General features: G+C 45.8%; 11 protein-coding genes. 4 read left to right on the top strand and 7 right to left on the bottom strand.

Going from position 1 to position 11,750, the window contains the following annotated elements; genetic code table 11:
• Window positions 1-5: 5 nt before the first annotated feature.
• The 4 genes from J4N42_RS16650 to J4N42_RS16665 all read right to left on the bottom strand — a co-directional run bounded on the left by J4N42_RS16650 (window position 6) and on the right by J4N42_RS16665 (window position 3,963).
• Window positions 6-1,262 (bottom strand): hypothetical protein, encoded by a 1,257-nt coding sequence (locus tag J4N42_RS16650; RefSeq protein ID WP_252033595.1) that lies wholly within the window; start codon window positions 1,260-1,262, stop codon window positions 6-8.
• A gap of 207 nt (window positions 1,263-1,469) precedes the next feature.
• A complete protein-coding gene (locus J4N42_RS16655; RefSeq protein WP_252033597.1) occupies window positions 1,470-2,828 on the bottom strand; it encodes a heavy metal sensor histidine kinase in 1,359 nt (452 codons plus the stop codon).
• The gene (locus tag J4N42_RS16660; protein ID WP_252033598.1) at window positions 2,812-3,495 is read right to left on the bottom strand and encodes a heavy metal response regulator transcription factor; all 684 of its coding nucleotides are present in this window, start codon (window positions 3,493-3,495) and stop codon (window positions 2,812-2,814) included. Before J4N42_RS16660 ends, J4N42_RS16655 begins: the two co-directional genes overlap by 17 nt.
• Window positions 3,496-3,585: 90 nt before the next feature.
• Complete coding sequence (locus tag J4N42_RS16665; RefSeq protein WP_252033600.1) at window positions 3,586-3,963, bottom strand: DUF3316 domain-containing protein; 378 nt, start codon at window positions 3,961-3,963, stop codon at window positions 3,586-3,588.
• Window positions 3,964-4,177: 214 nt separating this feature from the next.
• Here J4N42_RS16665 and J4N42_RS16670 point away from each other — a divergent pair, with 214 nt between their 5' ends.
• The gene (locus J4N42_RS16670) at window positions 4,178-4,690 is read left to right on the top strand and encodes an RNA methyltransferase (RefSeq protein WP_252033602.1); all 513 of its coding nucleotides are present in this window, start codon (window positions 4,178-4,180) and stop codon (window positions 4,688-4,690) included.
• A gap of 232 nt (window positions 4,691-4,922) precedes the next feature.
• Window positions 4,923-6,092 carry a lytic polysaccharide monooxygenase gene (locus J4N42_RS16675; protein ID WP_252033604.1) on the top strand — a complete coding sequence of 390 codons (1,170 nt, stop codon included), beginning with the start codon at window positions 4,923-4,925 and terminating at the stop codon, window positions 6,090-6,092.
• A gap of 50 nt (window positions 6,093-6,142) precedes the next feature.
• Here J4N42_RS16675 and J4N42_RS16680 read toward each other — a convergent pair whose 3' ends face one another.
• The 3 genes from J4N42_RS16680 to J4N42_RS16690 form a co-directional block, all read right to left on the bottom strand.
• Window positions 6,143-7,702, bottom strand: a complete 1,560-nt coding sequence (locus tag J4N42_RS16680) for a methyl-accepting chemotaxis protein (RefSeq protein WP_252033605.1) — start codon at window positions 7,700-7,702, stop codon at window positions 6,143-6,145.
• A 257-nt stretch (window positions 7,703-7,959) separates the two neighbouring features.
• A complete protein-coding gene (locus J4N42_RS16685) occupies window positions 7,960-8,340 on the bottom strand; it encodes a cystatin domain-containing protein (protein WP_252033607.1) in 381 nt (126 codons plus the stop codon).
• A gap of 182 nt (window positions 8,341-8,522) precedes the next feature.
• Entirely contained in the window at window positions 8,523-8,861 is a 339-nt protein-coding gene (locus J4N42_RS16690; RefSeq protein ID WP_252033609.1) for a DUF3316 domain-containing protein, read from the bottom strand.
• 353 nt (window positions 8,862-9,214) lie between these two features.
• Between J4N42_RS16690 and J4N42_RS16695 the strand changes: the two genes are divergently transcribed.
• Complete coding sequence (locus tag J4N42_RS16695; protein WP_252033611.1) at window positions 9,215-11,170, top strand: alkyl/aryl-sulfatase; 1,956 nt, start codon at window positions 9,215-9,217, stop codon at window positions 11,168-11,170.
• Window positions 11,171-11,182: 12 nt separating this feature from the next.
• Window positions 11,183-11,638, top strand: coding sequence for a hypothetical protein (locus J4N42_RS16700; protein ID WP_252033613.1), 456 nt, complete (start codon window positions 11,183-11,185; stop codon window positions 11,636-11,638).
• Window positions 11,639-11,750: the final 112 nt, after the last annotated feature.

The raw sequence follows: 11,750 nt of genomic DNA on the forward strand, positions 1-11,750 counted from the left end.
ACAGATTAAGGCGTCGTGGTGGTAGACGTTGAAGTGGAGGTTGTGCTGGACACTGACACTTCCATTCCATCTAAGATGCCTTTACCGTCTTTCAACTCATTCAATCGCGCGTTAATCACACCGTTACGGCTAGAAAAGTCGACGGAGTAGCCTTCTACATATTCTTGGACATAATCACTTGAGAGCGACTTAAGTTTTTCTATGTAGATTACCCCTTTGTCGAATTCAGCTTGAGAGACGACCGCTAAATTAGGGGCAAGTAACTGGATGAACTTATAGGGGTGCCCGACAAAGCCACTGCCCATTACCAGAGCGGCAATGATTGGCGTGGTGATCACTGCACTTTGGAACCACTCTGAAAAACGTTTGTGGTCTTTCAACATGCTAGAGCCAGAATCTTTATTTACCCATTCTTTCTTCGCACGTTTTAGCACTTTTCCGACCAAGGTGCGTTGCACCATGTAGTCGACTAGGCCAACAATGCGTTCGAACAAACCAGTAATAAAGCTCACCAGCATACCAGCGCCGGCAAATGCATCGCCCGCTGCTTCTAAACCTATTTTAGTGATGCCGACAGCAGCATTTTTCAAACCGCCTAAAGCACCAGCAGCTGAATGACGTGCTAACGCGTTAGCGATAATGCTTGGGTGTCCACCAAGGAGCTCAACACCGCGACCAGCATAAAACTGTGTGACTAAATCGCGTGATTTGCAGACCGCTTGTTTTACACCAGAGTAGATGTCTGCTGCGCTCTGAACATAACCCCAACCAGGTATAAAGCTTGAGAAGTTACCAGCAAATTCGCCTGCTAGCCATGTACCAAACTCTGCAAACCATTCTGCGGTATAGAGAGCTTCGCCATACACAGCCTTCACTTTGTTGACCAGCATTCGGAAGAAATCAGAAATAATCTGTTTTACTTTTTGAATCACAACCGATGTCGCTTCGCCGACAATCGTAACTGCCTTAGTGATGTTTTGACCGGCTTTGGTTTGCTGGAACTTCGCCATCGCATCGGTTTTTTCAAGCAATCCCATTGATACGGTTTTTAAGTCGCTTAACGGTTCTGCACCAATCACAAAGTTTTCAAAAAAGTGGCCATTAGAAAAGGAGGAAACTTTGCTGATTTCCGTGTTGGCTAACATGAACATGGCACCCATTCGAGCATCGGCCATTTCCAGTTGCTGCACACCGAGAGCAGTGTTAGTGGTTTTGCCAAACAGCTTATCTTTGATCTTTCTCTTAAATATTTTTATCTGCATAAACTCTCCCTAAATCACAGTACTATTTGGGCTTTTAAATGTTAAAAATAACGCCAAAAGAAGATGCGGTTTATATAGTTTGTATGCATTTATAGTTTGTGTAAATAAATTGTTGATGTTTTTAATAATATACTTGTATGAAGTGGCGGCGCTTTTTAGGTTTTGCGGCACGTACCGCGGTACGTGCTATGTGTAATTGGTCGAGATTTAGGATTTATTCGCGAGCTTAAGCGTGAAGGTTGTGACGCCATCGCTGGATTCAACACACACATCGCCATGGTGCATTTTGGCTATCGAACAGGTAATGGGTAACCCCAATCCGGCGCCTGAGCTTGAGTTATGTTGCCTAGATTTGTCGGCTCGGTAGAAGCGCTCAAACAGCATAGGGATTGATTCTGCTGCAATGGTGTCACCATGGTTAGTGATGGCAATTTCACTACTGGTTTGAGTTTGAGTGATTGCGACATCGATGTTGCTGTTCGACCGGCTATGACGAACAGCATTAGAGAGCAAGTTACTGAGTGCGCGCTTTACCATGGATTTGTCGGCAACGATCTCGGCATCACCCGACTGTGAGAATGTGAGTGCTTTGTCGTCGCCAGCCATTTCGTAAAACTCGATTAACTCTTCTACCATGTTCGAGAGTGCAATAGGCTCATTAGTTTTCAGCAGCAGATTGTGCTCCGACTTCGCCAGATAAAGCATGTCGGTGATGGTTTTAGTGATCCGGTTGAGCTCTTCTACATTCGACACCAGTATGTCTTGATACTCTTCATTAGAGCGCGGTTTAGAGAGTGCAACTTGAGTCTGGGTCATCATGTTGCCAACTGGTGTTCGCAACTCATGCGCGATATCGGATGAGAACTCTGAAAGCCTTTCAAAGTCACCTTCCAGTCGATCAAGCATATCGTTGAAGCCAATCACTAGGGGTATCAGCTCTTGTGGAAAATGTTGATTCGGAATTCGCAAATCCAGTTTTTGTGGAGTGATGGCTTTAATATGTTGCTCTAAGCGGCGTAAAGGGGAAAGCTCTCGACGTACAATTAACCAGCCGAGCACACCGCTGATGATACTGGCAATGATGGTAGTGAGCAGTAATACGTTAGCAAAGTTACGAATGAATACGTGGTGTGCGTTGGTACTGACGCCAAGAACAGCGTACACACCAGGCCGATCATCAAGGGTAAATTTGAGCGCCCGATAGTGCGTTCCTTCTATACTCCACTCAATGAAAGTATCAGAATTGTTTACTTCCAATTGCATCGGCAGAGGAATTTTTTGGGAGCTGTAGATCAACCGCTCATCAGCAAGCAACCATAATTTGATTTCACTCGCTTCAAAGAATTCGCCAAATTTGAGTATGAAATTGTCTTCCGACTGCAGCTTGTTAATGGTGCTAAAGCTGGCCTGTAAAATAGAGTAGTCTTGCTGAGCAAAGTGGTAGCGCACAGCATAAAGAGTGGTGGCGCTTAAAACGCATAATACCAGCAGTGATGCTGAGAAGTAGGACAGGATCAGCCGAGTTGCGATGGAGTGCATTGAGCTGGTTTTATTCTTTGTTGTCATCAAATAGGTAACCCATGCCTCGAATCGTGTGGATCAATTTCGGTTCAAACTCTTTATCTATTTTGGCGCGTAGGCGTTTAACCGCTACGTCTATGACGTTGGTATCACTATCAAAGTTCATGTCCCATACGGCGGAAGCAATTTGCGAACGTGACATGACTTCGCCATGGCGTCGCATAAATAACTCTAATAAAGAAAACTCTTTCGCGGTGAGGGTAATAGCCGTGTTGTCTCGAGTTACACGTCTGCGCAATAAATCAATGGTCAAGTTAGCGACGGTGAGGCTGGATTCACTCGCTGTTGTAGTGCTCTTGCGCTTCAGCGCATTTCGGATTCGGGCAAGTAATTCAACAAACGCGAAGGGTTTGACGAGGTAGTCATCGGCGCCAAGCTCTAATCCTTTGACGCGATCTTCTACTTGGTCTTTGGCGGTGAGCATAATGATAGGGGTATCGATATTGCTGCTTCTTAAAGTTTGCAGCACTTGCCAGCCACTGAGCATGGGCAGCATAACGTCAAGAACGATTAAATCGAACGACTCGCTGGTGGCTTTATAAAGACCATCCACTCCGTTAGGAACATGTTCACAGTTAAACCCTGCTTCAGATAACCCTTTAACCAGGTATTCTCCGGCTTTTATTTCGTCTTCAACGATCAGTATTCTCATGCGCACCTTTTAGTTAAACCCACTTAACCACGGCCAAGGGTACCCTGTGGCCGTGTTGCAGTGTGACAGAATTCTTCCGTCAATTATATCTTAGCTGTTACCTGTGCGTTCTAGGTATTGGTACCCAACATTTACAATGCCTTTGTACTGCACTTGGCCATCAGCATTCATGAATTCTTGAGTAGTAACGTAAGCCCCATCTTTAAGCTGGATTTGCGAGCTAGCAGCGCCTACCGTAAATACGTTGAGCTCTCTTTTCAGTTCTTTAGGTGAGCTTTCTTGCAGCTGGGTCAGGATGGTAAGACCTTGCTGGTAGGCTGCATCTTTACTTGTCATGCTTTCTGTATGAATAGTTTTGTTTCGTTCAACAACGGTGTACATGCCATTCGAGTTTAATGTGTTAGCGAAGGCATTGCTGCTCATCAGCGCGATTGTTGATGTAAGTAGAAGGGCTGTCTTCGTTTTCATTGTTTGTTCCTTTCGGTTTATTTGTTGGAAGTAAGATTAACAATGTGTTGATGACATGAACCGCTCAGAAAAATGACATTTGTGTCATATTCTCTATTTCGTTTGATAACAGTTGCTTCAGGTTTATTTTGAGTCTGCGGCGAGGTTTTGTAGAATGCGTGCTTTCGAATTCGCCAGGCCTGTGTAGAGCCTCGCTACTTAGCCAAGAGTTATCATGAATCAATCTCATGTCATCATCGGACTGACTAACCCTAAAAGCCCAACCAATGTAGGTGGTGTAATGAGGGCCGCAGGCTGCTACCAAGCCGACAGCGTTCGATACACAGGAGAGCGCTACGACCGCGCTGCCAAATTCCAAACCGACACCAAATCGGTCACCCAATCTATCCCCTTGGTTGCCGTTGATTCGCTGCTCAATGAACTCGATGAAGACACAGCTATCGTATGCGTGGAATTAGCCGTAGGTGCCACTCCGCTACCAGAATTCACCCACCCTGAAAAAGCGATTTATATCTTTGGTCCCGAAGATGGCAGTATCGCTCAAGAAGTAGCGGACAAGGCACACCATGTGGTGTATGTGCCGACAATTGGGTGCATGAACTTGGCAGCGTCAGTGAATGTTCTGCTGTATGACCGTTTAGCGAAGTCTCAAACAGTCGACGTGAGCGAAGAACTTATTGTCAGCAGCCGAGATTGCCGCAATAAACTGGAAGTGAATCGCGGATAAGCGCTTGCTCTCGGAGTGGCTTTCTATGAAGTGACTCGAATCGTATTTATCTCATTACATTCTTTTTCTATTGCGCTGGAAAGCAGCCGACAATTTTGTCGATTAAGCGGCGTAAAAGTGGTGCTAACAGCGGCGAAATTACTATTACTTGCTAGCTTCATAAGGCAAATGGTGTGCTACATAGCAGGCCAGATGGGCTCCTTATGGAGAATATTTAACAAGGAATTTAGTAATGAAAAAGAAAATCATAACAATGGCGATGGGCTCACTTGCAGCACTGTCGTCAATCAACGTGCAGGCACATGGCTGGGTAGAATTTCCAAGCGCGAGGCAGAATACCTGCTATCTCGATGGGGGATTCTGGGACAATACGATTCCGAATGCGGCTTGTCAGGCTGCGTTCGATGAATCCGGTGCTTACCCATTTGTTCAACGCAACGAAGTTGCCGCTAATGTACCGAATTATCGGGACATGGCACATGTTCGAGCGATCGTGCGTGATGGTGAACTATGTTCAGCAAGTGATGCCGCCAAATCGGGGCTCAATGTTCCTTCTCCTCACTGGCAAAAAACCAACATCAGCCTAGATGCCAATAATCAAATTGATTTGGTGTTCAACGCTACCGCTCCTCATAATCCATCTTACTGGCAGTTTTACCTGTCAAAGCCGAGCTACGATCCTAGCGTTGCGTTGACTTGGGATGACCTAGAACTTGTCGATACCTCTGGAAATGTCGCGGTCGGCGAAGATAAGCGATACCGCATTAAGGTGACATTGCCAGCCGACAGAAGTGGTGATGCGATTCTTTATACTCGCTGGCAACGTGAGGACGCCGCAGGAGAAGGGTTCTACAACTGTAGTGATATCTCATTCAGTGGTACCGGCACGGATCCAACCGATCCGACGGACCCAACGGAACCCGTCGATAATCTACAATCACTGGGCTACTTTGTGGCTCAAGGTTTTGGCCCGGTGGAATCGGGTGACACAGTTAGATTTAGAACCTTCGATGCGAGTGGTGCCGAGCTTACGGACATTCAGTTGGCAATCTCTGCCAATAATACGTCCACCTGGGCAGCGGAACTTGCTGGGCGGTTTAACGACGCGCAGCAAGGCAGTTGGTTTGTGGGATTCTGGCATGCAGAAATGAACCACTACATGTTTGATACCAACAATGTGTATGCGAATAAGGTGTTAGCTCCAGATACCAGTTACAGCTATCAGGTGTCTTTGATTAAAGGAGACACGCCACCGCCGGTAGAGCCGGATAATGCGTGGAACAGTGCCAGCATTTACAACGCTGGAGACGTGGTGACCCATAACGGTCAATCTTGGACCGCTCAATGGTGGACGAAAGGCGATGAACCGGGCACAACCGGTGAATGGGGTGTTTGGCGCTAATCGTGATTGAAGGGTAAAAGAGGAGGGGGGACCTCCTCTTTTTGTATGCGCTAATCTATGCGTCTGAATTGGCTAACCAATTTACCTTGTGAGGCTAAGTTGGTGACCAGTCCTTCACATTCGTCGCGGGTATCACTGGCAAGGATATTGGTTGCGGAGCAAACTTCGCTAATAGATTGCACGCTGGAGTTCATATCTTCTGAGACGCGAGCCATCTCTTCGACTGCAGTCGCAATTTGCCCGTTTCTATCCGAAATATCAGAAACTTGGTGAGAGAGAGTATCTAAGCGCTGTCCTGATGTTTCAGCGCTTTCTACACACATTTTTGATAGCTGCCCACCTTCTTGCATTGCGGATACGGCGCGTTGAGTACTGGTCTGAATCTGGCTAATGACGGCTTGAATTTCTTCCGTTGATTCGTGGCTTCGTTGCGCTAACGTACGCACTTCATCGGCCACTACGGCAAAGCCTCTACCTTGTTCGCCCGCTCGAGCCGCCTCAATCGCCGCATTTAGAGCAAGCAAGTTGGTTTGCTCGGCGATACCTTGAATCACGATGAGCACATCACCGATGGTTTTACCGTGAGCTTCGAGTTGGGAAACCACATCAGATGCTTCGTCCAATTGAGTAGCAAGTTCTTGTATCGCTTCAACGGTTTGTCTGACGGATTCTTTACCCTCATTAGCGGCAATATGAGCACTTTCGGTTGCGTCAGAGGCGCTTTGGGCATTTTGAGCAATTTCGTTGGCAGTAGAGTGCATTTCGTTAATTGCGGCTGCCACTTGTTCGGTTTCGTGGGTTTGTCCTTCAAGGTTCTGAGCAGTGGTATCACAATTTTGGGACGATGATTTTGCTGCATCGCCAATCTGGTCGTTGGAGTCTTGTATCCGACCAACCACCGCATTGAGTTCTGACTGACGCATTTTTAGTGCTAACTGAATCTCTGAGATATCGTCCACATGCTTGGTATAAACCAGCTCCATTAAAGGGTTATCAAACACTTTACGAGCTTGCTCAGATAACGCTTCTAACCTTCGGGTAAGGTGGTAGACAGAGCCTATAGATAAAAGCAATAGGATCCAAACGCCGGCTCCCGGTAGTGCTGAATCAGCGAACATCGAAACGATGGCAGAAACGAACATGAAAAGCGCTGCTCTTTGCCACAGCCGAGTCCTAGGAAGTTTGAGTTTGGTCGGTGTTTTGCCTTCTCGAATTTGCGCATAGAGCTTTTCAGCGTTTTCTACATTTTCTCGGCTGGGGCATAAACGGACTGATTGATACTCAACAATCTGGTTACCTTCTTTGATCGGTGAGGCGAATGCATCCACCCAATAATGGTCCCCATTTTTGCAGCGATTTTTTACCATCCCCATCCATGACTTGCCCTCTTTGATGTGTTTCCACATATCGGCAAATGCTTCAGGTGGCATGTCAGGGTGGCGAACAATATTGTGCGGCTCTCCGACTAACTCGTCCAACTCATACCCAGCGACTTCACAGAATTCTTTGCTGGCATAAGTGATGTGACTAGATGGGGAGGTAACAGACAGCAAGTTGTAACTTGCTGGGTATAGGATCTCTTTTTGAGTGACAGGCTGATTTACACGCATGTTGGCTCCATTGCTTCTAATTATTTTCGATCAGAGCGCCAACGGACAGACACAACTTATAAGTGAGGATTTAATTATCGATATTTGTGCTGTCTATATTCTATAGTCCGAAAGTTTAAGAAACTCAACTCACATTCAACAAGATTTCATTCGCAAAGAGTATGTATATTGGGTAAGGCAATTAAGTCTGTTACTGGAAAGTGGGAAAGCGTTAAAGGCTAGGCTAGCTAGCCTCACATACGAGAGGCTAACCAATGTTATTGACAAAAACGCCCTTGAGTCGCGACCTGTGTCATTTGGTATTTACCTTCTATGCTTCGATATACAATTGTGTGCCAAACTTCACCGCTCTCGAGCTTGAATTCAATCGCGTAATTTATGCCGTTAACGACCTGTGTTCTCACTGAAATGATTTCTTCCAATTTGGCGCTGGTGTTCATTTGGGCGAGAACGGTATCGAGGGCCAATTCGGCCTCTGGTGTCACTACCGATTGTGCCCAGCCACCCGCTAGCGTCTCTTGGCTGATACACATTGGGTTTTCACTTGGCTTCTTTTCAACTTGTTGGGGCGAGTCTGGGCTACATCCTGACAAGCTGACAATCATGAACGTTGCTGTGATGAGTAGTGTCTTGTTCATAAGGTATGACTCTGTTATCTGGTGAGACCATCTATTCTACGCTCTTTAATTGCCGAGCATGTGTCGAAAAATGAGAAGTTAGTATTCATTGCAATCGGGAAGACCGGTTGAGATTGGTTTGAGTATAAATAATAAAGCCCTAGCTTGTAGGCTAGGGCTTTGAACACAGTCTTAGCTAAGAATTAGCTTTCACGGTACTTGTATTGGTAATCAACTTCAACGACTGCGCGATACTGAATTTCGCCGCGTGCTGGAGAAAACTCTTCGACTGTCACTTTGCCGTCGGTTACTTCAACACTTGAGGTTTGTACGCTGTTTTCATTGATTGGTAACTTGGCACGTAACTGGTGCGATGGCATTGCCTTGTACTCGTCCATGAGGTCATATCCAGCGTTGTAAGCTTGCTCTTGAGTCGCGAATGCGTCGGTCTTTACAGTGGTTTCACTGCTTTTTGAGTTTACACCAGCAAATGCTGTTGAGCTGATCACAAGTGCTGACGCTAGTAGGATTGCTTTTTTCATAATAATTCTCCTAGTTATGGGAATGACCATTGAGTTGGTGATTCCCATAATACGGATTGCCGTGTAAGGAGTCCGTCAGGCTATGTAAGTTTTACCCTAGTTAATGTAAAGGTTTTACTAACAAAAATTGACACTTTGTGAGTTAGAGGTCAGGGAAGTCGATTTTGTCAGGCTTTGGTATAAGTAAGGTCAATGGCAAACGAAGAGGTGGTTAATTTAGAGGGATTTGTCAGTAAATTGTCTCAAACTTGCTTAGTCTGATGAGTTTTTTCTATTTAAGCGTGGGGAGAAATTGAGTTTGTCGCCATATGAACTAGCTTTAGTAATGTCAGTTGGAAAACAAGGAGTTATCCATGAACTATTGCACAGTTCCTCTTATTGCTGCAGTGCTCTCAACTTCGGTTTGGGCCGCAGAACCAAAACCAGCCACACCATCGACCATTAAAGCGAATCAACAGGTGCTTGCTACGCTTCCCTTTAAAGACAAGCAGGATTTTGAGAATGCTCAGCGAGGATTTATCGCTGCTCAAGATACTGTCACGATCACCAATGATAAGGGAGGTGTGGTTTGGGACCTAGAAGAATACAAGAAGTACATCACGCTAGATAATCCAGCACCAGACAGCGTTAACCCGAGTTTATGGCGCAATGCTCAGCTCAATATGATCAATGGTTTGTTTGAAGTGACCGATGGTATTTACCAAATTAGAGGCTATGACCTGACCAATATCACCTTTGTAGAGGGCGACACGGGCTGGATTGTGTTCGATCCACTGATCTCTCAAGAAACGGCTAAAGTAGCACTAGAGTTTATCAACTCAGAATTGGGAGAAAGGCCGGTGGTTGCTGTGATTTACAGCCATAGCCATATTGACCATTTCGGTGGTGTTCGTGGGATTGTCGATGAGGCAGATGTGAAGTCAGGTAAAGTACAAATTATTGCTTCACATGGGTTTACAGAGCATGCGGTGTCGGAGAACGTTATTGCCGGTAACGCGATGGGACGACGCGCCATCTATATGTACGGAGCACTACTGCCAAGAAATGAGTTTGGTGGTGTGAACGGAGGGCTAGGACAAACCACTTCAACAGGTCTTGCGACTTTGATTGAGCCAACCGATATCATTGAAAAAACAGGTGATGAGAGAACGGTCGATGGTGTGAAAATGGTATTCCAATACACGCCGGGCTCGGAAGCGCCAACTGAGATCAATACCTGGTTCCCAGAGAAAAAAGCACTTTGGATGGCAGAGAATACCACCAATACCATGCACAATATTTTGACCTTGCGTGGCGCACAAGTACGTGATGCGCTGAAATGGTCTGGTTACCTTCAAGAAACGATTGAAACTTGGGGCGATGAGGTTGAGGTGAAATTCCAAAGTCACCACTGGCCAATGTGGGGGCAGAAAGAGATCGTTGATTACTTTAAAAAGCAACGTGATATGTACAAATACACCCACGACCAAACAGTCCGCCTGATGAACCAAGGCTACATAGGCTCTGAAATCTCAGAAATCATCCAATTCCCTGATGAACTAGAAAATAACTGGAGTACTCGAGGCTACTACGGCACGTTAAGACACAATAGCCGAGCGGTGTATCAAAGATACATGGGGTGGTACTCAGGTAACCCATCCGATCTTAACAACTTGCCGCCAACTAATGCTGCCGTGAAATACGTCGAGTACATGGGCGGTGAGCGAGCGGTAATTGAAAAAGCAAAAGCGGATTTTGATGAGGGTAAATACCGCTGGGTAGCGGAAGTGCTTAAGCATGTTGTGTTTGCCAACCCACAAAGTAAAAACGGTAAAGCTCTACTGGCAGATACTTACGAACAGTTAGGTTACCAAGCGGAGTCAGGCCCTTGGCGTTCTGTCTATCTACAAGGGGCTTATGAGCTTAGGAATGGAACACCAAGTGCAGGCGGGACAAACACAGCCTCTCCAGACATCATCAAGAATATGCCACCAGAGATGTTGTTCGACTATTTGGCGGTAAGAATCTTGCCAGACAAAGCTGCAGGCAAAGACTTTGCGATGAACATTAACTTCACCGATCTCGATGAACAATACACTTTATATGTAGAGAACTCCGTTCTAAACCATACAAGAATGCAAACAGATAAGCCTGATGTAACGCTAACTTTAACCAAAGCCGCGTTGGATGATGTTCAACTAGGTAATGTGACACTGGAAAAAGCAATCGCTAGTGGCGATATTCAAATTAAAGGCGATAAGCAAGTCTTCAAGGATTTTGTTGGCATGCTTGATAGCTTTAATTTCTGGTTCAACATCGTGACACCTTAATCGGAGTAGTGTATGGCAATATCGAAATACGCATTGACCGTTATACTTACTTGCTGTGCCGCACCAGCGAGTTTGGCCTGTTCTTATGACGGCCAGTTTAGTAATCCGTTTGCTGAGAGCTATGAGGGAGCGCTGGATGTGGCTATAGCCACACAACAAGCGATTAACTCGCAAAGCCTGCATCCAACGACAATTGCCGCTGGGAAACAAGGGCTGAGACAAGTGAGCTGGTGGTTAACGGTGTGGACAAAGCAGGGGCCAATACAACCTGATACCTTCGTTTATTTGGTCGATAGCCAGTTATGGAGTCACTTTACATCTGATAGCCAAATGCAGATTCACTCAGATGCGCCTACAGCCAAAGATAGCCGTGTAGTGATGTTATCCGAAGCTGCACTCGACAACTTAGTGAAAGATAACGTGAGCTTTGATAGGGCGTTGAGTCTAGGGATAGTATCCGTTAGATAGTGAACGAAAAGAATAAAAGCGGAGGAAATAATCCTCCGCTTTTTTATGCTTGTTTACTTGCCAAATAACGAGAATATCATGGCATCGATTGTTATTTAATTTGATTCAGTTA

It is taken from the genome of Vibrio sp. SCSIO 43135 (assembly GCF_023716665.1).
GTDB lineage: Bacteria > Pseudomonadota > Gammaproteobacteria > Enterobacterales > Vibrionaceae > Vibrio > Vibrio paucivorans.

Bases quoted from the DNA above. Each gene is read 5' to 3' on its own strand.
- J4N42_RS16650 (WP_252033595.1), bottom strand. From the start codon at position 1,262: ATGCAGATAAAAATATTTAAGAGAAAGATCAAAGATAAGCTGTTTGGC.
- J4N42_RS16655 (WP_252033597.1), bottom strand. From the start codon at position 2,828: ATGACAACAAAGAATAAAACCAGCTCAATGCACTCCATCGCAACTCGG.
- J4N42_RS16660 (WP_252033598.1), bottom strand. From the start codon at position 3,495: ATGAGAATACTGATCGTTGAAGACGAAATAAAAGCCGGAGAATACCTG.
- J4N42_RS16665 (WP_252033600.1), bottom strand. From the start codon at position 3,963: ATGAAAACGAAGACAGCCCTTCTACTTACATCAACAATCGCGCTGATG.
- J4N42_RS16670 (WP_252033602.1), top strand. From the start codon at position 4,178: ATGAATCAATCTCATGTCATCATCGGACTGACTAACCCTAAAAGCCCA.
- J4N42_RS16675 (WP_252033604.1), top strand. From the start codon at position 4,923: ATGAAAAAGAAAATCATAACAATGGCGATGGGCTCACTTGCAGCACTG.
- J4N42_RS16680 (WP_252033605.1), bottom strand. From the start codon at position 7,702: ATGCGTGTAAATCAGCCTGTCACTCAAAAAGAGATCCTATACCCAGCA.
- J4N42_RS16685 (WP_252033607.1), bottom strand. From the start codon at position 8,340: ATGAACAAGACACTACTCATCACAGCAACGTTCATGATTGTCAGCTTG.
- J4N42_RS16690 (WP_252033609.1), bottom strand. From the start codon at position 8,861: ATGAAAAAAGCAATCCTACTAGCGTCAGCACTTGTGATCAGCTCAACA.
- J4N42_RS16695 (WP_252033611.1), top strand. From the start codon at position 9,215: ATGAACTATTGCACAGTTCCTCTTATTGCTGCAGTGCTCTCAACTTCG.
- J4N42_RS16700 (WP_252033613.1), top strand. From the start codon at position 11,183: ATGGCAATATCGAAATACGCATTGACCGTTATACTTACTTGCTGTGCC.